Here is a 24,833-nt window from a genome sequence, read left to right on the forward strand (position 1 = left end):
TAAAAATTTCATCGCCATCAGTAACAGGTATTTAACGCACGCCATGTTTTAATGCCTGGCAGGGCTATCCCGAATGGATGAGATCCGGATTCAAAAATACACTTGCTGCAACCTGCTGAATCAGAAGGGGATGTGCTTAAGCGTTAGCTTCAAGAATTTCAGGCGCGTGGCTGGCAGATCCTTGCGAGATTCGCAGTTGCCCAATGTTAAATCTATACGTTGGAGCGCATTCAGGTTAAAACCTGTGAGGGCCCGGGCGGCGCGACTGACCTTTCAGCTTCTCCCTCCAGGCAAATAAGGCTGGCGAGAACGGCTCACGAATCCAGCTCACAAGGGAATAAGTCATCAGAAATCGTTATTGACCTGCTCCCTATCAATTAACATATTTCAATGTTATCAATGTCTGCTTTTGGCACGGAGCGGACCAGACAACTGAGCTGAAGGTCCGCTGTGAGCGAAGAGCAGACATATTTCCTACAGAGAATAGTCTAGCTTTAATAGACAAAATCACTGAGGAGAAGGTCATCATTATTTGATAACTGCATTTCTATTCATCAGCGTCTGTCTCAGTTATTTATTGAAATCTTCCCAGCGTTTCAAAAGATTCTCAACTTTAATCGGCTTATCGGTCGGACGAATTTTCATCGCTTCAAGTTTCCACAGATCTGGGTCAGAGGCTAGAACTTCTGAGGTGAAGTGCATAGTAAGCTGTTCTGGGTCAATCGCCATTGCGCCCATATCAAACAGGCTGTGTAGGTCTGCACGTAGTAATAATCCATTTTTAAAGCTGGCCCCACCTTTACGAGCATGCTGCACCAAGTGAGCAGCTTCACAGCGGATTATACTGGCACCTGTAGCAACGCAGCGATCGTTACAGTTAGTGGCTACATCTGCACGAAACTGCGCCTGATTACGACGGCGGTGCCCATAGAAAGGCACATCTTCTTCGTGATCGCGATCTTCCACAAGCTTGCGCTTTTTGCGCTCACGGTATTTATGGGTAGCTCTGGCCGACTTCGCTTTTTGTACTTTGTCTGCAGCTAGAGATTCTGGCGTTGGGGCAGGCAGACAAAGTTGCGGCACGGGAATATCCAAAATAACGAGCGCAGGGGGGGCTTTGGCCAAGTTAGTTTCGGCTTTCCAAATGTCAACTACCTCAGCGAGTTTCATACCGTGATACTTATCCGCTTGCTTCGAATACCAGTCGTGATATGCCTCTAGGTGTTCCTCTGGTACCCCGTTTCTGCGATATCCCACGGCAATATTGTTTTCCGCAATTGGCTTTTTCACCTTCGCAGACTTAATCACGGAGGTAGGTTCTATTGCGGCCATGACCTCCGGTTCGGGCTGAGCGACAGCCTCCGCGGTCAGATTTCCCCAGAGCTTAATAGCATCAATCAGCGGCTTGCCTTTAGACTGTTTGGGATTCTGCTTGTACCAGTCATGAAATGCCTGTTCGTCACCAAGGGGGACTCCTTTACTACGAAGCATAGCGAAATGTACGGCCATGCCCTCGGTCTTGTTTTTCTTCGTCTTTACGGGCACAGGCGTGGTTGCTGGAACGGTTGGAATATCATTTGAGAAACCAGAAACTTTAACCGTGGTCTTGCCGTTGTAGACTTTCACGCTATTTCCTTCAACCAACACCTGATTACCCTTTCTAACCTGATCATTGATGTAGTTATCAATCTGAGAGTAGTTAAGGCCAGTCTGGCGCATCAGGGCCGCACGGAAGCCACGCGTTAGCTCACTATCACGATTAGACGTACAAGGAACGTTACGCACACGCCAAGCATTTTGGTAGCGACCAAACACCGAGTAACCGAACTGATCCTGAATATTGGTCCAGCCCTTTGCATTTGAGCTGCGGTAAAGCTTACCATCACACACAAAGGTAAAGGGAGACACGATTAGGTGTCCACGGACTTCAATAGGCATATTGTCTCTCTTTTACATTATCAAACTGGGCTACTACTTGAGTGCTTTGGTTAGAAGTTTGGTGACCAGCATGGGAATAATAGACCAAGGCTTTTACTGATAGTATCCAACCTATTTACCAAAATAATTTTGAGGCCGAGCAATTAAATTGTCCGAAAACGACAACTTCCGCCTCTGGCACAGGACTGCTGTTGCAGCCCTGGCAACCTTAGACTTCAATCGATTCAGAGATCTCTAACGCATCATCGACTTCAATGCCCAGATAACGGACTGTGCTTTCCAGTTTCTTATGGCCTAACAGAAGTTGGATCACCCTGAGATTCTTAGTTTTCTTGTAAATCAGGTAAGGTTTTGTTCTTCTCAAGGAATGTGTACTGTAAAGCGAATCTTCGAGACCAAGTTTTGCTACCCACCTATGAAAAATTCGGTTGTATTGCCGGGTTGATATGTGTTGGTTAGTACCGACCCGAGATCGGAACAAATAGTCTTTACTGCGTAAATTGCCAAGCTTTATCAATGCAGAAACAGCTTCTCTTGTCCCTTTGGTTATCTCAAATTGGACAGGGCTGCCGGTTTTCTGTTGTAGAACCGTAGCTCTGCTTGAAACAGAGCTACCATATGCAACATCAGATACTTTGAGTTTGACTAGATCACAGCCTCGAAGCTTACTGTCCAAGGCCATGTTGAACAGAGCTAAATCGCGCGTTTTACCTTCCAGTTCAAGTCGGATTCGGATACCCCAGATATGAGATATCTGAAGTGGTCTTTTTTGGCCTATGATACGGTCTTTGTTCCACGGTGACGTGTTCATACTCAAATCTCCTGCAATGTGGGAGATTTGAATATGGTTGTCCTTATGAGCGAGGCGCGGAAGCTCACTTTAGGGTAATCTAATTCACATGTCAGAGGATTTATAAAAAGAGAATAGTGCAGATTTTAGGGATACTTACACTTGCTATGGAATACTTTTTGGGACCCCATCAGTTTAGGGATCTGAATCGCCACAGCTTTGGTAGGCACCTGCTTTATGGTCACGTGCACCCGAAGATCCTGCGGGTACACATGGGTCACGAAAAGTACGAGTCTACAGAAGTTAATTTACGGTTTTTTGCGCTCGATGTGGCTGCCAGCTACCAAGTCCAGTTTACACTGGATACAACTAACGCGCTGTAGCAACTGCGTGGTGGAAGCTGATTAAAGGAGATAATGATGTTCGATGTTGACGATACTGCACCCGATACTCCCGACCCCCGTGAACTCAGTCAGGATGTGCAGGCGCTGATCAACAATGGTCTGGATTTTCTGGATAAAGCCCGTGAAGAGTTGGAGGCCTCGAAGCCGAAGTTCTCCGTCGTCAGTTTCTGGACTGCGGTCGAGATTTTACTGAAAGTTCCGCTGGCGCACGAACACTGGTCGTTGGTCTGCAGCCCGAAAAAGCCAATAAAAAAGCAGGCTTACCTAGCCGGTGATTTTCAGTCGGTGACCTACGAAGAAACCCGTGAAAGGCTTAAGGACGTACTTGAAAGACCCCTAGACAGAGAAACGGACAGTGCTTTTGATAAGGTCAGAAAGCACCGCAACCGCGTAGTTCATTTCTACCACCCCACTTTCACCGAGGCTGAACAACGTCAAATACTCAAAGAACAAGCTGACGCCTGGTTTGCCCTGAACCGGTTATTAAGGGATGAATGGAAAGTTATCTTCGGTGTCAAACATAATTGGAAGCTGGCTTTCGGTGAAACTCGTCTGATTAGGGGAAACAAATTTTATGCCGAGGTGCGGTTTAAACAGGTTAAGCCTGAACTCGAGCAGCTCTCTGAAAAGAATATTCAAATCGGTAACTGCAATGAGTGCCATCAGCATGCGACGGTAACATGGACTGAAACGACCGGTAATGAAAACCGTAAGCTTGAAGTTACGCGGTGTAAGGTTTGCACCAGTGCTGTAAGGCAAATTACCCTAGTTTGTCCAGACTGCGAAATACCTCAATTGCTACCTGAGGGAGATAGTGATTTTGAATGCGAACACTGCGACTACACTTCGGATAGGTATAAACTGCTGGATGAGGAGTTGTTCCACAGTGTGGATGAACAGCTACTCTCCGTATTTCCTGCTGGATGTACCAATTGCATGACTCCTGAAAGCGTATGTAAATTTGGAGACGGCTATCTTTGCACTCAGTGTTTCATCTATTACACCGAGCTTCATGTATGTGGTTGTTGCGGTCACCTGAGCGATAGCGTTCCTGAACTGAGCCATATCCGAGGATGTGAATTTTGTGATGGTGACCAACGTTATTTTGATGACTGAATTACCATACATAATCTAGGCTCTTCAGGGATGGGTTGGACAGTCCGCTCCTGGCACAGAGCGGACGATATCACTGAGCTGAAGGTCCGCTGAGAGCGAAGAGCGGACATAACATCCTCGGGATAGTGTGGGAATGGTGTTGTCCGGTTAACCGTTTCAGGCTGATGTTTTACTAGGCATAGTACTTTATGTCGATTGCTTATACATTTAAACTGGCAAAATAGGTTTTAATACGGAGATGGTCAATGTCCCTGCTACATCAGATTCAAGAGTCTGTGGTTCAAGATGGATCAAGCTTGGGTCCAATACTGCTCAAACTCCGACTCTTGGCAGCAAGATTAGGAAGTAACGATTTAGAAGAATGGGTCAAACATGAATCGGAAGGCTATCCTCAGGATGCTGTGCTTCCCGATTACAGAATAGTAGGAGTAACTTATAAAGGCACGTTTTCTGGCCCTTTTGGCTCTGGTATAAAAAATGCGCCTATCCCACCAATATTAATAAAAACGTTTGCAAATGATAGCTGGAATAACTACTCCGTCAGAGAGAGCATTGCTGCTGTTGACGAACTTGTTAAAGTTAGCGCAAAAGGTGGTTCTTTGGGGATTAATGCGTCAAATTTAATCCTTCTTCTACAAGGGAAGATATATGAAGATTATGCTTGTAATGATATCTCTGGAAATATTTCAGTAGTGTCACTATCAGAAATTTCACAAGCCGTTCGCAATAGAGTTCTTGAATTAACAATTGAATTTGAAAAATCAATTCCCGCAGCAGCACACATCACTTTTGGTACTCAAGGTATGGATAAAGATAATGCATCAAAAGCACAGCAAATAACACAACAAATAATTTATGGTAACGTTGGCAATGCCATCTCTAGTGGCAGCGAATCAACTATTAATGTAAGCATACAATCACACAATAAAGAATCGGTAGCAAACTATCTGAAAGATTCAGGTATTTCTGAAGAAGATGCGCGTGATTTCTCACTGATTGTAGCGTCTGAAACACCATCAAGTTCTGAAGAACCTTTTGGGGAAGGTGCAAAAAATTGGATTGCATCAAATATAAGAAAAGCTGCCGATGGGACTTGGAAAGTCGGGATGGCAGTTGCAACCAAAGTTCTGACGGAGGCTGCACTGAAATACTATGGTTTGCAGTAAGTCATGGGCCGCATTTTGCGGCCATATTTATATGTATAGTAAAGCTAAATGTTCATTCCAAAGTAGTTAGTGCCCCATTATGAAGATTTAGCCGTGTAATTTTATCTTACTCGGTAAGCATGTTCCAACACCAATCTAGCTAAATCAGTTTGTTGATTTGATAAATCGACTTCATACGTAAAACATAATAAAGATAATACTCTTGCAAATTTAACTCGTACTTTTTGCAAAGATTTATAAAAAAGTACTTCATCTGTCGAATTTTGATGCTTATATAATAACATTAAATTTTGACTTAGAGTGTGGATTAAATCTAATATTAAATGTTGCGCTTGCTTGGATTTTATGTCCAATCTTAGTTGCTCTGTTTTATCTTTGATTGATTCTAAACTTTTGATTACTGCTTGGGAAACCTCTGAATCGAATGGTGCAGTTAAAACCTTTTTACCTTCAAGATAACTGAAATATTTCTCAAACAGTTTCTTATCCGGATCAGATATAAATGGAATCAACTCTTTAGCTGTGATGCCCGAGATGGATGCGACACTTGCTAAACCACCAATTATTTCTAAAAACAATTTCGGCCTCCTAGTGATAATTTAGATAATTAGACTATTTTTTAACTACTAAGTCTCGAAAAGTAGAAGTGTCCATTTGAGTTAGGATGTTATAGATAATACTACGATCGTTTGGAATGCACTACTACCAGATTTGCCACATTACGTAAATTTAGCTATCTAGATAAAACGGCTATAATCACTCAGTAATAATTTCAATACTAAACATCCCTATGTTGCCCGACCAGATTGTGTTTATCACAATTCTTGGTATTAGGCTTTATTCCATTCATGAGTAAACGTCCGCTCCTGGCACAAAGCGGACTCCCGCGCTCAAGGCTCTGGCAACTAAGATATAGCTCCTACAAGCTTTGCCCTTCCCTTCCCAACAACCAAATCGCTTGCCTGGAAGCAGTGTTAGGGGATAACACGATGCGCTCTGGAACGCGATGATTCTGAAGCGCGCTACGACCTCACCATCTCCTTCCATGTACCGGAGACCAGTGTCGATCTGCTGATTCCAGTACAGAGTAAAGTGGATACGCTCATCGCCAGTCAGGTCGAAATGATGTCCTGAAAAAAGTGTTAGACGCAACGCAATTTCGCCCTGTCAGGGAGTTAAATTTTTCCAGATGTCATAGCCGATATAAGCTAGCGTTGAGGTAGCAAACAGGGCAAAAAAGATGACAACGTAGCGGAATCTACCCTGACTTGCGGCACTTTGCGCCTCCAGATAGCTCTTTTGCTGGCTCACTGCCTCGGTCAACGCCTGCTGGCTGGTTTGCAGAGACTCAATTGCCTGGGTTAGTGGGGTCAAATGCTGCACCAGTGCTGCCGGGACGTCGGAAGACAACGTTTCAAGGCTGCTTAACACTTGCCTCCGATCGCTTTCCTGCCGTTCCGCGAGCATGGTTCGCGTCGTTTGCACTCCTTGGCTCACGCCCTTGAGCTGCTGGTCAAGTTCGCTTATCGACTGCTTTATTTGCTGTTGGGCCTGCATGATACTTTCCAGCCGTTCAGCCAACCGCTGGTCACGCTCTCGTGTCGACTGTTGCTCGCTGGCATTCGCAGCGCAGGTTTCCTCCAGGAAGCGGTTAGCATTCAGCAGTTGCTGCAATAAGGCCTCAGCACTGTCGATACCCGTTTGCTGATACTGCTGTATTGCTGCCTGGACACTCTCATTTTGCTGGCCAAGAACATCCGACAGTTTTTCAAAGACCTCACCGGTCGCGGCTTTCAGCTGGCTATCATAGTGTGCCGATTGTTGGCTAAGCGCGGCACTAATATTCTGTTTTTTTTCTTCAACCTGCGTCGAAATAAAATCTCTCAGCTTACTTATCGCCCCAGGGACATCGTCGTCTTGCAGCTCACGTAACGATTTTTTCAGTGGATTAATGATTTCTTCGGTGTTTGCACCTACCGCATTAATGGCATCATTGATTTCTTCAACCTTATCTTTGGTGTCCAGAACCTCTGTGTTGAGTTTTTTTAACGAACTCTCAAGGGGGTTGAGCGGCTCCTTGAGTATTTTTACCATTAACTCGGCGAGCGATTTTTCTTTATTTTTTATTTCACTGGTCACGTTCATGCCTTATCCAGAATACTTTTCAGTTAAATTCATTAAATCTTCCCGCTGATTTTTCAACGCAACGCAGGAGAAAACTTGTAATAACGCATCACAATCATCACGTTCCTGAAAGACTGAATCCAGACGCGTACTTAATGTTTTGAGATACTCTTCATCAAGAAAGTGAACAAACTGCTCGCAGCGGACAAGATCCTCTTGTGATTCAACAGCAATTCTCTTTAACTCGTCTTCGCACGATACGGCCTGTTGCTTAAGTGATATCTGTTTCTGAAGGGATTTATTCTGCTCTACCCGCAACTCCTCGAGAATTACCCCATCTTTGGTGAGTTCGCTTTTGTATTGATTATGGACGTTCTCTGCGGCAGCCATCCATTGTGAGGTCCACAACTGAATGACTTCCACTTTGGCATTATCAGCGGCATGGATGACACTGTTTTTATCCGATAAATAATTCGCAGAACTAAGATAGGTGTCGATCCAGTAGTCATTGAGCCTATAGCGAATAGCACTGAAGTTTTCATCAAGAATATCCTGAACCGCCTGTCTCGTAGGTTCAACTTTGTTACGGGCCACTTTTTGCCAGTAGACCGTCTTATTTTTCACATCCAGCTGGATATTTTTAATTTTAGAGCAATAGTCGGCGATTATGCTATGTAAAGTGGTACATTTTTCACTGCTGTAACTTCCCTTCAATTTAAAGTTTGCGGCCTCTTCCGCAGCTTTATCGATAAGCCGTCGGCTGACAGGTAAACCGTTATCTTTTAATAACCTCTCCGTTTCTTTTAATTTCTGTTGCGTCTGAGTAATAGCGTTTTTCCAAACCGTCAGTTTATCTTTTGTCTCTTGTTGCTGTTTTTTTAGCCCCAGCAGTTCTCTTTCGATTGCCGCCGTTTTTTCCTCCTGGATATATTTAACGCTGAGGTGGGTATCCAGGGTACTTCGCAGCCGTCCGAGTGGGCTTGTCGATGTTGCAATTTGTTCCAACAGTTCGCTACGCAAGTGGCTGACCATGGGGGCAACCCGGGCGTAAAGGGCGGTATCGTTTTCGGCCATACTCAGCCAACTGCTGCCAAACTCGAGCGGAAAGTAGAGGTTCCGATCTTTCGCCGCGTCGCTCAGGTTGCTAAAGCGTTCAATCTGTTCAATAAGGCGCTGACGTAACTGCGCGATATCGATAGCCGGATCGTTGCGAATCAGCGTCTTCACCGACTGCGCTGAGTAAGAATAGGTCGTCACTATACGAAACCGATGCGGCATCGCCTGCCAGTCCTCAATACCCGGCAGGGTGATAACCTGTGGCAGCAGGAAGCTCAAATCGTCGCCACGACCAATCAGCAGGACCAAATCAGCGAAGGGAAGATAGGTCTTCGCCATGTGATTTACATGCTTTTGCTCTTCCATATTGGCGGGATTATCACCAGGCAGATCCAGAATACGCACGCCAGGCGCTCCCGAAGTTTTTATCCTGAAAAAACGCCTTGGAATATGCACAATACAGGGAGAATCAACAACCAGTTCACCCCGTTCCATCTGCTTTCTGAGCTGCGCTAAGGTCTCTGTCATATCGTCGTCAGAGGCAAACCAGTGCGTTTTCGATTGCACAAACAATCCCCAGCGCTGGTCCGTTGAACGACGATATTCCATGGCGGTGGCGGTGGATGATTTTCCGGCTTCCCGCCCGCCGCGTAGCACGTGCGATAGCGTTGCCATCTGCTGCAGATCGATATCCATCAGGTCGAGCAGTAAGGTGGTTTTGCCGACCTGCGTCTTACCAAATATGACCACGTACGGTTCGGCATCGCTTTCCTTAAGTTGTATCCTTTCCTGAACGTCATGACTTAATGTCTTAATCAGCCGATCGTAGGCGCGAAAAGCCCACTCCGACTGCCGTGACTCTAACCGCTGCCAATAATCAATAACTTTCCCGGACGTCATCTCACTCACCACGGCTGGTGATTAATACTTGCAGGCCCGTAGCCGATGAACCCAGCTCATTGCGCAGGTCGTCGATAAGGGCATTCACATCGGCGATGGCTTTCGCGAGCCGATCCTTGCGCATCAGCATTTCGTCCATGTGATAACGCGCACGTAACGTTTCGCTAATCCGCTTACGCGCCGCGCTCATCGTGTCATCGAATTGATTGCGTAAATGCTCAATATGGTGGTCATGAACACTGGCAAGCATGACGTGTGCCTGGCTGCTCGCTTTTTTCTCAAAAGTACGCATTCGCGTTACTGCAGCCGCGGTCACGTAGGCCGCCGCCACAACGGCTGTTACCGCAACGGCAGCAGGATGCATCATCACCGGTGCGGGGGGAAGAGGTGAACCCGTCGGGTCAGCAGAAGGCTTATCCTGGCCAAAGAGCGCGCCGAGGATATCGGAATCGCCATCGCTGACAACGTCAATCACCAGCACCGCGGCCAGTGATTTTATTGCGGTCTTGCCAAGATCAACCCCTGCGTTGAGAGTTTGAACCCCTTCTGCCGCGACGTTACCCGCGGATGTCTCGCCATCGTCCTGCTCAAGCGTTACGTAGGGCCGCAGCTCTTTGCAAATCTCAGGCATGGCGTACACAAGGCGGGTGTACTCTAGCGAGAGCACCGGGATCAATTCCACGCTCTTCCTCAGCTGTTTATTCACCACTGGGATGTTTTCCGCATTCGACGTGGCACCATGATTTAGCAACATTTTGATATTACTTATTTTTTCCGCATCCAGCTGTTCGTGTTGCACGGGCTGCCCGGCGCTATTCATATAGCCAAGTGCTACCAGCTTCTCCAGCTTCGGTGATGCAGGCAAGTTTGGGCGATCGTTGCCGTTTGGAATGGGCTTGAGTTTCGCCGCCGTCAATTGTTGCAGACTGTTCACATAGTCGTCGAAGAAATCAGCTGATGCGTCCTGCCATGAATCCTGAACCAGTTGCTGCAATTTGCCTTTTGTCTCACTGGTGGTATCAAATGCATTCGATATCCAGTTGGCAAATCCCTCATGCTCCTTGACCAGCCTACGGTCCATATTAGCCTTCGCCGCCTCAAAAGTTTTAGCGATGCACATTTTTACCTTTTTGGTATGCTCCTCCCGCAGTTCCTGCACGGCAGTGTCAAACACTTCCAGAGCTTCGGCCAGCACCTGGCTGCCATCGTCCTGGCCGCCTTTATCACTGTGGTAATACAGACGTGACTGGGTACGGATCATATTCATGACGCGCGGCAGATCCTTACTAACAATCCCAGTAAGGTGGGTTAACTGGAGATAACGGTTGGTTTGTCCGGAAAAGTTAAGGTCGTCAATGGCCCGACGAAGGTGCGGCATCCATTCTGTTACGTATTCCGGATCGTCGGTGCCGGTTAAAATAATGTTGTTATCGGCATATTCGGCAGCGACATTGAAGGTTTCGGCCGCGCTTTTTCTTAATTCAGCTTGACGTTGCGGATTGTTGCGAAACGCTTCTGTCTTGGAGATAACAATATAAGGTTTACAATTCTTAAGCTCTTTTTCCAGCATATCTTTGACGATTTCGAGCTGCTGCTGGTTTGCCAGTCGCGTCTCATCGGTCACGATAATACAACCGCCTGCCGCTATCATCGCCTGACGCATCAGTTCCTGCCACTCACGATTTTCACGCTCTTGTTTTTCATAACCAGGAAGCAGTAACCAGGCCTGGTTATTGCGGGTAAAATAACGCTGCGGTACCTTCAGTATCGGCAGTAAATCCCCGGCATCAGGATCGCAGACCGCGCGCTGAAACTCGTTGACGTCGACGTCGATATCATCCAGCGTCAAACCATTTCCAGTTTCGACCAGGCGGCGGACATAACCCTGCGCTACTTTAGTCTCACGACTCTCGAGGATCAGTACCGGCATTTTCTCGCCGCGTCCTTCATTACTGCGTAACCAGCCGCTATTGTCATGATGCAGGTTATACAGGCTCGCCATCAGCGTCGTTTTACCCGCCCCTTGCGAGCCGCCTATCGCCACGATCCAGGTATCGGCGAGCACCTCAGCAAGCAGCAGTCGTCGCATGACCTCAAGTAATTTTTCATCAAGCTCCTCACCGTCAAGTGCGGAACAGGCCCCACGTAAACGACGCAAAGCATTATTCAGAGCCTTGAGCTGAATTTCAGGTGATTCCATTGGCATTTCTTATCCTCAGCAGGTCTTAATTATCCATCCTTATCGGTCGGCCCGTAGCCTGGTACGATAAGAACAACGGCGGTTGGTTTTGAAGTTGGAGTGAGTAACGTCCCTTTCAAAGAACCTTTTGTCCCAGCAGCATCCACGACAGTTTCGGAAAAGGTCACCGGCACAGCCACCAGTCGTACAAATGTACACGCGCTTAAAAAAGCAATGGAAGCGGTAATATGTATCGGTGATGTTCCTGTAATAATTAGCGCACCAGTCAATTTATATTAAAAATATGACCTGCTCTTCATGGATTAATACATCAGCGGCGTTAGTAAAGTCCGCTCCTGGCACACGTCAAAGGTCTCATCAGCATAGTCAAATGCGCCCTGAAGGGACCAGTCGCTCACAGGCTATATTTAGAAGCTTGTGTGTAGTCACTGTAGTTGCTTCAACGGATAAGAATTGGAGCTGCTGGAACCGTCGCTGTAGGCCTCAGTAATAATGATTTTTTTACCCTCAACAGCATATCTGACCGTGCTGTCTGCAGGATCATCCCGCCAGCGACCGGTGCTGTCAGGATTGTCAGATGCCCACATCACTTGATTGCCGATAAGTTTGCACTTGATGGCCCAGCGGGTTCCATCGTTATGTCGGATATAATGTACGTAAGCAATACCTGACTCGACTTTATCCAGCCGCATGATTTTGAGGTCACGACCGAACATTGCCGCAGAAACAGCCTTGCAAACCTGACCCACCGTCACTTCAGAAGCCAGTACCGGAGCAGCAAACACGAGCGGAACAAGAAGCAGCAGTTTCTTCATATGGATCCATCCTTTTAGTTATGTTCTTGAATAACGCTTATCGTATATTTCGGCAACCTGAAGCATTTCTTGACGAATATTTAGCATTAGGATGACAGGACTGACTAATAAAATCCCTGGCGTAATCTCACGCACTCCCTGACGGTTAGCCCTGCTCCTGCTATACATCCTCAGCGTGGTACGCGAACAAAACATCGGGCATGAGGCCCGTTTTCTCTATGGTTGCCAGCACGGACTGCGTTGAAGCCTCAGCGATAACCTTCATCGCTTCATCACGAATTTCGACATACGCTTGGTCTTCACGGGGCACGAAAGGCTCAAGGAGGTGGGCGATGGCTTTACCGTTAACAGAAAGGCTGAACGTGCCAGCGGCACGATCCACATTCCAGATGTAGATGAGTGGCCATAAACCCAGTTCGTCGCATTCGGCCTCACTGCGGATCCCCGGCAGATACACAGGCATTGACAGCTTTTCATCACTCAGCGTCAGCGCGATAAACTGTTGCGCCGTCAGTCGGGAACCCTGCCCGGGCGCAGCGTCAGGTTTTTTCTTTTTAAAGAATCCGAACATGGTCTTTCCTTGTTTATGATGAATCGGAGGGATAGTCACTGTCTTACAGAGCGGATGAATCAGAGCGTCACGGACCACAGCGCAGACTCGCGGTAACTCTCATTCGGCAAAAGTGATTTTTACACATTTCATGTCACCAGAAACGAGAATTACTTATCGCTTTTCCTGGCAAGATAGCCATGATGATGGCCAACACATTGCTGGCGTGGATGCTGGCACTATCACGAAGAAACGAGGGAGATTCCTTCGATTACATATGCAGCATTATTGGTTGCCGTTTTATTGGGAAGTGGAGTCGTCACTTTTCTTAACGTCCTTCTGCCCTCTTCCGCCAGATCGAACCTCATAAAGTTGTTTAGAAATCAGCAGGTATTCAATGGCAGGCCATGCTGTGGTTCACGCTGCATTTCAAAGGCGTCACCAACATCAGCAAATGCTCCGGACAAAGACGCGCTGTTCATGTGGGCCAGATGCCCAAACGTCCTCTTCCTGCTACTAACCAATCCTGTCATGCATCCATTTGATATGGCCGCTTTGAGCGATAAGCGGGCCTAAATAAAAATGTGATATTAATCACGAAATCAGAAAAGCAGGCTCATGAACAAACAATCGCAATTTTGTATAAATTATGGCCCGATTTTCACACAGTTATGAACTCAAACTGAGTTCATAACTGTGTGATTTTGATTGTTTCATGAATAAAGTTATTTTAATACAGGATATTGCAAAATTTTTTGATTATAGATTTAGTTATGTAGCACCCGTAAACCCAGAATAGTTAAATTGACTATTATGATCCATTCTTGGGCAACACTCATTACGCAATCCTACCCTTTTCTAATTCCTACCTATTCTGGTTTTGCCTGTGGTGCGATGATCGTAACGTTGGTCATGGCGTTTGGTGCCGGTGCGGCAGTACCAATGACTGCGGGAGGATCCGGGGTAATAGCTGCAATTAGTCTATCAGGTGCACTCGCGACCGGTGCGCAGTGCATGATTGGAGCTGGCAGACTGCTGGCTATTAATAACGATCACGGATCCGATGTTGCCTGGCTGGACAGCCAGGACTGGTATATTGCCACTTCTACAGTCTTGGATGTTATTTCGCTGGCTGCTGCTGGAACGGCACTGAAAGGTACATTAGAAACTTACAAGCTGATGAAAGCGGCTTCCTCAAGTAAAGTTATAACTTGGTTCCAGAGCCTTAGTCGTGCTGAGAGAAAACGAATTACAGAAGAAATCATCAAAGCTCAGAATCCTGGCATCTCCAGTTCCGGAGTTAAGGCTGCAATTCGTGCAGGTGTTTATCCGAAACGATTCCCCAGCGAATCATTGCAAAAATCACTGCAGCGTGAGTTGGTTAATGCGGTAACCAATGCCTCGGCATTTGTTGGTAGTTCACTCACGGGCACCATTCGAAATCCACAGAACACAGTCAAGTCTGGGCGCTATGTGGTAGGACTATTACAGTCATTTTCCCCAAATTAAGCGTAGAGTATTCAAATGCTTAAAGAGCTATCCCGTCGTCTACAACACTGTAACGACATAGCGGTACGTATAAACAATGCCAACGCTTCACAGTTGCAAGAACTGAAAACGCAGTTGGTCCAGCAGATGGGTAAGCCCGTGGGGCTACATACTATGGGTATCCCTGCGGCAATCAGCACCCTCGGGGTGATTGTCAGTTTTGCTATTCCGCAGCTATGGTTGGGCTACGGCGTATTCGCCGTACTCAATCAGCCGGCAGAAAAGGTATTTGTGTGGGTAGTGCTGATTGCCCTTCTGTTCGCCGGCATCAACGGTCTGACGATGTTTATGATGGGTAAAGGCAGTATTCGCGCCGTGCGGGTACATCTTTCTCTGGCATTCATAAGCCTTCTGCTAACGGTCGTTTATCTGATTGCGGCTCTGAGCGGCACCATCTGGCCAGGCGTCAATTTAACAGCCGCACTGGTGAGTGTTGTCATGTTGCTGCTCAGCGGTTTCTGTATACGATCTCCTTCCTTCTATAAGATGCTGCTATTTACCCTTCATAACCGCGCCTGGCGCCAGCAAATCCGCCAGACACGCAATAACATGCAGCGTTAAACACATTCCCGCCACTACTGGCGGGACTTCGCCCTGTGACTGCGCAACCTTATCGCTCGGTCGCGGAGATCAGAAAATCAATCAGGGTTTTCACCCTTTTCGTTTTCCCCGCGTTTTTCGGGTAATAGAGATACACTGGCGGATAGGTTTTCCAGAATCTCTCCATCACAGGTACAAATTGTTCCCGATCTGGCTGTAACCGCCAGATGGGTTCGAACAAGCGCCCAATTCCCAGTCCGTTACGAATTCCGTCTGCCATAACATCAATATCGTTGCTGATTAACTGTCCGGGCATCTCAACGGTTAACTGTTCTCCGCGATCGTTCAGGATCAACGGAAGGATGCGGTTGTTAGTGATAAAACGGTAACCAATCAATCGGTGATGACTGAGATCTGCCGGCACCTCAGGCATACCCTGTTCAGCGAGATAGGCAGAGGATGCGTATAACCCTTCACGAAACGGTTTCATTAACGGCCGTGCTACCACCCCACCCTCCAGAATATCGCCAAAACGAATCCCCAGGTCAAAACGCTCCTCGATAATATTCACGGTACCGTCGAAGACCGAAATTTCCAGTTGAATCCTTGGGTATTGCTGACAGAACGCGGCCATTGCAGGCTTGAGAATTAACAAGGCGATCCGCTATCTGGAAGAATGCTATCAGCCCCACTTTCTGACGGGGGTTATGGCGCAAAATACGCCGCATACCAAAGACGTTAAGCAGGTGTGGACGCGGTAGCCTGTCTCTGGTTTAGAAAAAGGATCATCATGAAAAAGAGTCTCATGTTTTTAACTTTCCTGCTAATAAGCAGCCCTGCCTTTGCAAAAAGTCAGGGCATACAGGATACGCCCGTGATGAATATCGTTGAGATAAGCATCACGCCCGATCGGGACAGGCATTTTGATGAGGTTGCCAGGCAAACAATCACCGCTTCGGTTGATCATGAAGTGGGCACGCTGGCGATGTACGCGCTGAAACGCAGTGACAATGCGCGTCAGGCATATATGGTTGAGCTTTATGCAAGCGAGTTGGCCTACCGCAAACATCTGGATGCCTCTCCATACAAAGCGTTTGTTACTCAAGCACCTGATATGATTGATCGGAAGCTGAAAATCACACTCGTGCCGCAATTTACGGGGGACAAACACATCATACCCGATGAGCGGACCATCAATAATCTGGTGGTAGTTGAGGTGAAGCCGGAATATCAGACTGAGTTCAAAAACATTGTCCTTCCTGAAATGGCTCAGTCGCTCAACATAGAAAAAGGCGTGCTTGCCATGTATGCCGCGACAGACGTAGATGATCCCCAGCGCTGGTATTTCTATGAGATTTACGCCAGTGAGGAAGATTATCAACTCCACAGACAGACGCCGCACTTTAAGTATTATCTAAAGCAAACGGCGCGCATGTGTACCCGTAAAACGTCTATTCCTGTCAAACCACTATTTCTGCGTAATAAAGGCGGGATAACCGCAGAAATCGCCCCTGGCGGCTAAAGCGTAGAAAAATGGCGTTTACGCAGGCCAGGTGTGATACATTCCGGGCGCTCTAATGACCACCACACATGACAGGTATGCAGAACATAACTCAACAATTTCGCTGGCTTCTGCTTGTTATCCCGTCACTGAGCGGTTGTGGCACCCTCTCGCAAATGTCCTCCCCGGCAGGAACACAGGAACTCCTCACCCATAAATCGCTGGACGGCGACGTTGATAGCGTGGTCCGTCACTATATGGCGCAAAAATCCGTTCCCGGGATGACGGTTGCGGTGATCCATAATTACGGTTCTCCGCAGTTTTACAGTTGGGGCGTAACCGATGCGGCCAATCGCTACCCGATCGGGTCCAATACCTTGTTTGCCCTCGGTTCGCTCAGCAAAGGGATTACGGCGGAAGTGGTGGCTTGTCTGGTGAACGAAGGAAGGCTGAGTTGGGACGATAACCTGTCGACATTGCTGCCACCGGGTACGCCCTTAAGCGCAGATGCACAAAAAATTACTCTACTGGAACTGGTGACCCACACCTCTGGCCTGCCCCGTCAGAATATGGATGTTCCGATGCTGGGAAAATTCATCAGCTATTTAAGCAGTGGCGATAACTTTTATGGCGAACTGGATAGCGATAACGTATTGCGCTATTTAGCCAACTGGCATGCACCGCAGCATAAAATGCCGCAATACTCTAATACCGGCTATGCCCTGATTGGCTATATCCTGAAACACAAAACCGGCGAAGATATTCAGAGTTTAGCCTCGCGCTATATTTTTCAACCGCTGCAAATGGCTAACAGTAGTTTTACTCCCCAGACGTTAAAGGGATACCCACAGCGTGCGCTTGGCCACGCTGGCGATCAGCCCAAATTCATCCCGCGCGGGCAGCTGACGCCCGACTGGCATTTTTCCAACAACATGGTAGCGGCAGCGAGTTTATACAGTAACGCCGAAGATCTGGCCGCGTATGCCCGCTATCACGTGGCGACAACCGACAATCGCTTATTGGATAGCGTCTTTGCTGAAGTCAGTAATACCGATATTCAACGCCCCGACGGTGTACAGGGTATTGCCTGGACCACCGACTTTATCGGTCTGGAAAAAATTACTTATCAGGTAGGCTATATTGGCGGCTACTCAAGCTTTATCGGTTTCGATAAACAAAAAGGCAATGCGGTAGTCGTGCTTCAAAATGCATTTAACTGGAGTAACTATATTGGTATCGCACTATTGATGGATATGGCGAAGAACGATAGCCAGAGAGAAGAACATTCTCGCGCGCTGTAACCTCGCCTGGTCATGTCTGCAAACCAACTGCAGCGCTTCTCCGTATCAGCATGATACTGCTCAGCGGTGGCTGCATCCTTACTGCGACCTTCTAAAAGATGCTGAAAACGCCCCTCACTCGAGGGGCGTATAGCCGTGACATCCACCACGCGCCAGTTAATTCGCCTGATTCATACGGCGATGTTTCTCTGCCTGTTGCTGATGAATAACAGAAGACTGCCCATTGTTCACCGTTTCATGCACAACGGCGGCCTTCTCATGCTCATTCATCGCAGAGAAAGACTTTGCCGATTCGGGAGTAGTATTACAGGGGCCAGCTTTGAGCATTTTCTTGTGCTTCTCAGCCATGGTTTGATGCGCAGTTGCCTGAGCGTTATTAACCTGGTCGTGCATGTTGATCGTTTCTGCTGCCCAGCCAGATGATGTGACAGCCATAATGGTGACAATGGATAACAGGATCTTTTTCATGGTCGAATCTCCTAAGTTTACATGCTCTGCAATATCGCTGAATGAAAAGTCAGAGATAAATGCATCGGCGTCTGAATTATCATTGATTATAAAAACCGACCTCTGTTTATCCCGTGACGGGCTGATGACATTTCTGTCACTGGGCCATACGGGGAATAACCCCCTGCCCCATACGCATAAAAAAGGACACTCCAGCGTGTCCTTTTAATATCGTCGCGCGTTTATTTATGTCTTCGCAGCCAGATTAATTTGTAGGCGGCCGGAATAATGAACAGGGATAACAGCGGAGCCGTAATCATTCCTCCAATCATCGGCGCGGCTATCCGGCTCATGACTTCTGAGCCCGCACCGGTTCCCCAGAGGATGGGCAACAGACCGGCAATGATAACCGCTACGGTCATCGCTTTCGGTCTCACGCGGAGTACCGCCCCCTGATAAAGGGCTTCATCGAGCCCTTCCGCGGTAAAGGTTTCCCGCTGGGCAAGCGCCGGATGGGCTTCAATGGCATGACGCAAGTACATCAGCATCACCACGCCAAACTCTGCTGCCACCCCGGCCAGGGCAATAAAGCCGGTTCCGGTCGCCACGGACATATGGAAGCCCTGCCAGTACAGGAACCAAATTCCGCCGACCAGGGCGAATGGCAGACTCATCAGAATAAGCAGTGCCTCATCAACACGACGGAATGCCAGATATAACAAAATGAATATGATCATTACCGTCATCGGCACCATCAGTTTCAGTTTTTTATTGGCGTGCTCCAGCAATTCAAACTGTCCGGAGAAAGAGACACTGGTGCCCGGTCTTAATTTTACGTGCTGGCTGATAGCGGTTTTAATGTCGTTCACAACCGACACCATATCCCTGCCACGGGCATCAATATAAATCCAGCTGGCAGGACGGGCATTTTCCGTTTTCAGCATGGTAGGTCCGGAAACGACACGAATATCAGCGACATCGCCCAGGGTAATTTGCTGTTTCATGGGCGTCAGAATGGGCATCTGTTTCAGTGCCTGTGGGCTGTTTCGGTAATCCTGAGGGTAGCGGATATTGATCGGGTAACGGGCTACGCCCTCAACCGTCTCGCCGGTTGTTGCGCCACCGATGGCTGATGAGACAAACAGCTGCACATCACCCACCGTCATTCCGTATCGGGAGGCTTTCTCCCGGTTGATATCCACATCGATGTAGCGTCCGCCTTCCAGACGTTCTGCCAGGGCTGAAACCACGCCCGGCACGGTTTTAGCCACCGCTTCGATACGTTGTGCAGTGGCATCAATATCAGACAAAACGGTGCCAGACACCTTGATACCGATTGGGCTTTTAATGCCGGTGGAGAGCATATCTATACGGTTACGGATCGGCGGTACCCAGAGGTTAGCCAGGCCGGGCAAACGCACGGTCTTATCCAGCTCATCAACGATCTTGTCAATCGTCATTCCTGGTCGCCACTGATCTTCAGGCTTGAGCTGAAGGGTGGTTTCGACCATTTCCAGTGGCGCGGAGTCGGTCGCCGTTTCAGCCTTACCGGTCTTACCAAATACGGACGCCACTTCAGGGACGGTTTTGATTAATTTGTCTGTCGTCTGCAAGAGCGCGGCAGCCTCTGCCGGCGATACGCCAGGTAACGTTGAAGGCATGTACAGCAGATCGCCCTCATTGATCTTTGGCAGAAATTCCCCCCCGACCTGACTCAGCGGCCATATGACCGTAAAAATAGTTAACGCCGCAACCAGCAAGGTCGTTTTCGGCCAGTGGAGCACGCGAAGCAATAACGGGTGATAGGCATTAATCAGCAGTCGGTTCAGCGGGTTGCTGGTCTCCGCGGGGATTTTCCCTCTGATCCAGAACCCCATCAATATAGGAATGACGATGATTGCCAGCGCGGCCGCGCCCGCCATGGCATACGTCTTCGTGAAGGCCAGCGGCCCAAACAGGCGCCCTTCCTGTCCCTCAAGCGTGAAAATGGGGATGAACGACAAGGTGATGATCAGCAGGCTGATAAACAGCGCCGGGCCCACTTCAACGGACGCATCGGTAATGACCTTCCAGCGGGTTGCGTTGTCTATTTGCTCCCCAGGGTGTTGATGATCCCACTCTTCCAGCCGTTTATGCGCATTTTCAATCATCACAATGGCGGCATCCACCATCGCCCCCACGGCAATGGCAATCCCGCCCAGAGACATAATATTGGCGTTTAGCCCCTGGAAATGCATGACGATAAAGGCAATGCACAGGCCAAGCGGCAGAGAAACGATCGCCACCAGCGCAGAGCGGATATGCCAGAGGAACAGCGCACAGACGATGGCTACCACGATAAACTCTTCAAGGAGTTTGTTACTCAGGTTATCAATGGCGCGGTCAATTAACTGGCTGCGATCGTAGGTGGTCACCACCTCGACACCCTCTGGCAGGCTGGCTTTCAGCGTCTCCAGTTTGTCTTTCACTGCGGTAATGACTTCACGTGCGTTTTTCCCCGAGCGCAGGATCACGACGCCACCAGCAACTTCACCCTGGCCGTTAAGTTCTGCAATGCCGCGCCGCATTTCCGGGCCCGTTTGCACGCGGGCCACATCGCGCAGATAAACCGGCACGCCGTTCTCGCCCGTTTTCAGGACGATATTATTGAAATCATCTATGGACTGAAGGTAACCGCTGGCGCGGACCATGTACTCCGCTTCCGCCATTTCAATGGATGATCCCCCTGCTTCCTGGTTAGATGATTCAAGAGCCTGTTTAACGTCTGGCAGCGTGACACCGTACTGCGCCAGCTTCAACGGGTTAACCTGAATCTGATACTGCTTAACCACGCCGCCTACTGACGCAACCTCCGCGACGTTAGGGATGGTTTTCAGCTCGAATTTCAGGAACCAGTCCTGAAGGGAACGCAGTTCTGCAAGATCGTGTTTTCCACTGTGATCCACCAGGGCATATTCAAATATCCAGCCGACACCGGTGGCATCTGGTCCTATTTCTGAGCTTACACCGGCAGGCAATTTGCCCTGAACCTGGTTCAGGTATTCCAGAACGCGCGAGCGGGCCCAGTACAGGTCAGTACCGTCTTCAAAAATGACGTACACATAGGAGTCGCCAAACTGGGAAAAACCACGCACGGTCTTTGCGCCGGGTACCGACAGCATGGTTGTCGTGAGCGGATACGTGACCTGATTTTCAACAATCTGCGGAGCCTGACCGGGATAGCTGGTTTTAATGATCACCTGCACATCAGACAGATCGGGCAATGCATCCACAGGGGTATTGATGATAGTCCATGTTCCCCAGACGCTGAGAAACAAAGCGCCCATCATCACCAGGAAACGGTTGGCGACGGAGCGCCGGATAATCCATTCAATCATCATCGTCTCCTTAATGGCCCGAATGCGCGTCGTCAGTTTTTTCAGGATGACGCATGCGCTCCAATGCACCGCTAATATTGGCTTCGGAGTCAATCAGGAACAGACCGCTGACCACGACAGCATCGCCTTCGTTCAGTCCGCTGCCAATCGCGGACTGTTGCTGAGATTCATGCAGAACATGAATGTTTTTTGGCACAAAACGCCCTTCCGCATCGACCACAATCACCCGCTGTTCTTTGCCCGTATCAATCACGGCCTGGGATGGGATCAGCAGCATCTCCTGGCTCCTGGCGTTCAGTTTCAGGTAGGCGTTCATGCCGGGTTTCAGGCTTTCGTCTTTGTTGGAGACCTGCAGACGGACCTGCAGCGTGCGGGTAGTTTGATCCACGCTGGGGAGAATGTTCCATTTTTCAACGGCAAACGATTTATCCGGATACGCGGGCACTGAAATTTCAAACTGCGAGCTGTCTTTGAGAAGATACGCAATGGATTCCGGCACCGCCGCACTGATCCAGACCGGATCCATCCCCTGTATCTGTGCCACCACGTTATCTTTGGTAATGTTCATGCCCGTGCGCAGGTTAAACGCCGTAATCACGCCATCTATGGGGGCCTTGATAGTAAAACGGGTCTGGATACTCCGGGTCGCACGCAGACGTTGAACATCCTCTTCCGGCATGCCGGCAAGACGTAGTCGCTCCAGAACACCTTTTATCTGGGTAGGGGTTCCGCCGGTACCCGATAACAACAGGAACTCGCTTTGCGCTTCTACCCATTCCGGAATGGTGATATCGATAAGCGGCGTCCCTTTTTTAACATGATCGCCCACGGTCAGTGGGTACACTTTCTCGACGAAACCCTCAGAACGCGCCTGCACAATGACAAACTGATATTCGTTATAACTGACGTTGGCCGGTATGGTCTGGGCGTAATTCAGCGATCCCCGCGTCACTTTCTGCGTTTTGAGTCCCAGGTTCTGAACCTGCGTCGGGTCAATACGAATACCCTCACTGCTTTTTTCGTCATTTTCATCGGCATATTTCGGCACCAGATCCATATCCATAAACGGAGACTTGCCGGGTTTATCAAACCGGGTATCCGGCTTCATCGGGTCATACCAGAAAAGTACCTTTCTCTCCGTCGTGGTCTGTTCTGTTTTTTCTGCGGAATGCACAGACTGCCAGGCGATAACTGAAATCAGCCCTCCTGCAATAAGGCTGCCGAGGGTGACGGCAGCAAATTTTATTCTTAAAGAGGCCATGCTTTTTCTCGCTATTTAATGCTCTTGAGTAAAGAGATATTGCCCTGCTGAACAAACGTAAAATTAACGTGGCTGCCGGCTTTTAAGGCGAGAATAGTTTCGTCTGCCTGGACAAAGGTGAAACGCATGGTCATGGCGGGCCAGCCAATCGCTGGAATAGCATCGTGCGCGATAGTGATTTTTTTAGTGCTCAGATCAACCGCTTTCACCACGCCGGTTCCCGCGATAACCTGCTCTGGCGTGGCTTGTGCGGCTGTGCTCATCTCCCCGTGCTGATGTGTTTCAGCATGCAGGCCTGCAGAAAATATAACGGAGAGTGCACCCAGTACGACCGCGTTAAATAAACTGTTCATTTTTTGATTTCCTGATGGAGTAATTAAAAGGAATTACTCAACCCAACCGCCACCCAGCGCGGTGAATAAGTTAATTTCATTCACCTGTCGGGAATAGATAAGGTCGAGAATGGTTTGTTGTGTTGCAAAAAGAGAACGTTCAGCATCGAGCACTTCAATGTAACTGACCGCGCCACTGGAATATAAACCTCTGGCTCGCTGCAGGGTGATATGTAGCGAATCAAGATAACGCTGCTGGGCGTCGAGTTGCTGACTGATGCTGTCCCGCAATGCGAGCGCGTCGGCGACCTGTTTAAAAGCCGCCTGAATTTTTTGTTCGTAATTGACGATTGACTGCTGCTGGCGAATTTCAGCCAGTTTGAGGTTGGCTTTATTCCTTCCGGCATTAAAAACAGGAATGTCAATTTTCGGAATAAAATTCCACATCCCGCTTCCTGCGGTGAAGAGGCTGGATAATTCCGTACTGCTTGCTGAAAGCCCGCTGGTTAGCGTAATGGACGGGAAAAAGGCGGCGCGCGCCGCGCCAATATTGGCATCAGCCGCTTTCAGTTGATACTCCGCTTCCATAATGTCCGGGCGCTGAAGCAATATTTCTGACGGCAGACGAGGCGGCAGTTTGACGGGTGTAATCTCATCGACGCCGCCTCCTTTCTCTGCCGGCAGCGCGCGATAGGTTCCCAGAACCTGCTGCAGGGCATTATTGGCCTGAGCCAGCTCGCCTTCTCTTTTCGCTATTTCTGCACGGGTACTTTCAATCTGCCCCCGGGCCTGTTCAAGTGCCAGAACGTTGGTGCTGCCCGTTACCAGCTGTTGTTCAACAAAAGCCCAGGATTGTTGATAGTTCTTTAGCGTATCGCGGGCAATACGACGTTGTTTGTAGGCCAGCTGCTGGCTGAAATAGCTCTGCGACACGCTGGAGACGAGCAGGATATGCGCGGCACGGCGGGCTTCCTCGCTGGCAAAATAGTTCTGTCTGTCGGCATCACTCATATTCCTGAGCTTGCCGAAGAAATCGAGTTCGTAACTGAGGTTCAACCCTGCGTCGTACTGCTGTGTGGTCGGCTTGTCCGTTTTCAGCCCACCACTGTAGGTCACACCTGACGAGGCATTCACCTGCGGATACCGGTCGGCATCCGTCACGTTGAACTGCGCGCGCGCCTCTTCAACCTTGAGGGCGGCCATTTTTAAATCACGGTTGTTATTCAGGGCTTCGGCGATCAGTGCTGCAACCTGAGGATCGGCAAAAAAGCTACGCCATCCGCTGTCGTGATACCCCGCTACCACCGGCGTGAGGCTATTGCGGGATAACGAGAACTGCTGCGGAACCGGTGCTGGCGGGCGCGCATATTCTGGTGCCAGCGAGACGCAGCCTGCCAGGAAAAATATTGTGCTAATGCTAAGTCGTTTTAATGTGCACATCACGCTTCTCGTCCAGGCAGGCCTGGT

Annotated in this window: 19 protein-coding genes and 2 pseudogenes; 7 read left to right on the plus strand and 14 right to left on the minus strand. The window is 48.8% G+C overall.

Annotated features, from left to right (window positions below; translation table 11 throughout):
• Positions 1-570 precede the first annotated feature (570 nt).
• Both BH714_RS24290 and BH714_RS07315 read right to left on the minus strand, forming a co-directional pair.
• Entirely contained in the window at positions 571-1,938 is a 1,368-nt protein-coding gene (locus BH714_RS24290; protein WP_236918395.1) for an HNH endonuclease signature motif containing protein, read from the minus strand.
• A gap of 208 nt (positions 1,939-2,146) precedes the next feature.
• Positions 2,147-2,749, minus strand: coding sequence for a site-specific integrase (locus BH714_RS07315; protein ID WP_040017496.1), 603 nt, complete (start codon positions 2,747-2,749; stop codon positions 2,147-2,149).
• A 398-nt stretch (positions 2,750-3,147) separates the two neighbouring features.
• Here BH714_RS07315 and BH714_RS07325 point away from each other — a divergent pair, with 398 nt between their 5' ends.
• Positions 3,148-4,248, plus strand: a complete 1,101-nt coding sequence (locus tag BH714_RS07325) for a hypothetical protein (protein ID WP_040017497.1) — start codon at positions 3,148-3,150, stop codon at positions 4,246-4,248.
• Positions 4,249-4,493: 245 nt separating this feature from the next.
• On the plus strand, positions 4,494-5,414 hold the full coding sequence (locus BH714_RS07330) for an AbiTii domain-containing protein (RefSeq protein WP_040017498.1): 921 nt from the start codon (positions 4,494-4,496) through the stop codon (positions 5,412-5,414).
• A gap of 101 nt (positions 5,415-5,515) precedes the next feature.
• Here the strand turns inward: BH714_RS07330 and BH714_RS24035 are convergent, their stop codons facing one another.
• The 6 genes from BH714_RS24035 to BH714_RS07355 form a co-directional block, all read right to left on the minus strand.
• On the minus strand, positions 5,516-5,992 hold the full coding sequence (locus BH714_RS24035; RefSeq protein WP_061356415.1) for a hypothetical protein: 477 nt from the start codon (positions 5,990-5,992) through the stop codon (positions 5,516-5,518).
• Between the two features lie 589 nt (positions 5,993-6,581).
• Positions 6,582-7,559, minus strand: coding sequence for a coiled-coil domain-containing protein (locus BH714_RS07335; RefSeq protein ID WP_040017499.1), 978 nt, complete (start codon positions 7,557-7,559; stop codon positions 6,582-6,584).
• Positions 7,560-7,562: 3 nt separating this feature from the next.
• Positions 7,563-9,494 carry a hypothetical protein gene (locus BH714_RS07340; protein WP_040017501.1) on the minus strand — a complete coding sequence of 644 codons (1,932 nt, stop codon included), beginning with the start codon at positions 9,492-9,494 and terminating at the stop codon, positions 7,563-7,565.
• A gap of 1 nt (position 9,495) precedes the next feature.
• Positions 9,496-11,694 carry a hypothetical protein gene (locus BH714_RS07345; protein ID WP_208599396.1) on the minus strand — a complete coding sequence of 733 codons (2,199 nt, stop codon included), beginning with the start codon at positions 11,692-11,694 and terminating at the stop codon, positions 9,496-9,498.
• 425 nt (positions 11,695-12,119) lie between these two features.
• Positions 12,120-12,509 carry a hypothetical protein gene (locus tag BH714_RS07350; protein WP_040017503.1) on the minus strand — a complete coding sequence of 130 codons (390 nt, stop codon included), beginning with the start codon at positions 12,507-12,509 and terminating at the stop codon, positions 12,120-12,122.
• A 160-nt stretch (positions 12,510-12,669) separates the two neighbouring features.
• A complete protein-coding gene (locus BH714_RS07355) occupies positions 12,670-13,080 on the minus strand; it encodes a hypothetical protein (RefSeq protein ID WP_040017505.1) in 411 nt (136 codons plus the stop codon).
• Between the two features lie 792 nt (positions 13,081-13,872).
• On the opposite strand from BH714_RS07355, the gene BH714_RS07360 reads away from it, so the two are divergent.
• A complete protein-coding gene (locus BH714_RS07360) occupies positions 13,873-14,568 on the plus strand; it encodes a hypothetical protein (RefSeq protein WP_236918402.1) in 696 nt (231 codons plus the stop codon).
• Between the two features lie 138 nt (positions 14,569-14,706).
• On the plus strand, positions 14,707-15,168 hold the full coding sequence (locus tag BH714_RS07365; protein ID WP_236918396.1) for a hypothetical protein: 462 nt from the start codon (positions 14,707-14,709) through the stop codon (positions 15,166-15,168).
• A 49-nt stretch (positions 15,169-15,217) separates the two neighbouring features.
• Here the strand turns inward: BH714_RS07365 and BH714_RS07370 are convergent.
• A pseudogene (locus BH714_RS07370) lies at positions 15,218-15,802 on the minus strand (substrate binding domain-containing protein); the annotation flags it as partial.
• 4 nt (positions 15,803-15,806) lie between these two features.
• On the opposite strand from BH714_RS07370, the pseudogene BH714_RS24295 reads away from it, so the two are divergent.
• From BH714_RS24295 to BH714_RS07380, 3 genes and pseudogenes are all read left to right on the plus strand, one after another.
• Positions 15,807-15,908: pseudogene (locus BH714_RS24295) on the plus strand (hypothetical protein); the annotation flags it as partial.
• 29 nt (positions 15,909-15,937) lie between these two features.
• Positions 15,938-16,669, plus strand: coding sequence for a putative quinol monooxygenase (locus tag BH714_RS07375; RefSeq protein ID WP_040017508.1), 732 nt, complete (start codon positions 15,938-15,940; stop codon positions 16,667-16,669).
• Between the two features lie 77 nt (positions 16,670-16,746).
• Positions 16,747-17,949, plus strand: coding sequence for a serine hydrolase domain-containing protein (locus tag BH714_RS07380; RefSeq protein WP_040019030.1), 1,203 nt, complete (start codon positions 16,747-16,749; stop codon positions 17,947-17,949).
• 156 nt (positions 17,950-18,105) lie between these two features.
• Here BH714_RS07380 and BH714_RS07385 read toward each other — a convergent pair whose 3' ends face one another.
• The 5 genes from BH714_RS07385 to BH714_RS07405 form a co-directional block, all read right to left on the minus strand.
• Positions 18,106-18,417 (minus strand): hypothetical protein, encoded by a 312-nt coding sequence (locus BH714_RS07385; protein ID WP_040017509.1) that lies wholly within the window; start codon positions 18,415-18,417, stop codon positions 18,106-18,108.
• 221 nt (positions 18,418-18,638) lie between these two features.
• Entirely contained in the window at positions 18,639-21,773 is a 3,135-nt protein-coding gene (silA, locus tag BH714_RS07390; protein WP_040017510.1) for a Cu(+)/Ag(+) efflux RND transporter permease subunit SilA, read from the minus strand.
• Positions 21,774-21,783: 10 nt separating this feature from the next.
• Positions 21,784-23,034, minus strand: coding sequence for an efflux RND transporter periplasmic adaptor subunit (locus tag BH714_RS07395; RefSeq protein ID WP_040017512.1), 1,251 nt, complete (start codon positions 23,032-23,034; stop codon positions 21,784-21,786).
• An 11-nt stretch (positions 23,035-23,045) separates the two neighbouring features.
• Positions 23,046-23,387, minus strand: a complete 342-nt coding sequence (gene cusF / locus BH714_RS07400; RefSeq protein ID WP_014170083.1) for a cation efflux system protein CusF — start codon at positions 23,385-23,387, stop codon at positions 23,046-23,048.
• Between the two features lie 33 nt (positions 23,388-23,420).
• Positions 23,421-24,806: an efflux transporter outer membrane subunit gene (locus BH714_RS07405; RefSeq protein ID WP_040017513.1), complete on the minus strand. Its 1,386-nt coding sequence runs from the start codon at positions 24,804-24,806 to the stop codon at positions 23,421-23,423.
• Positions 24,807-24,833: the final 27 nt, after the last annotated feature.

The sequence above is a fragment of the Enterobacter ludwigii genome, from assembly GCF_001750725.1.
Classification (GTDB): Bacteria; Pseudomonadota; Gammaproteobacteria; order Enterobacterales; family Enterobacteriaceae; genus Enterobacter; species Enterobacter ludwigii.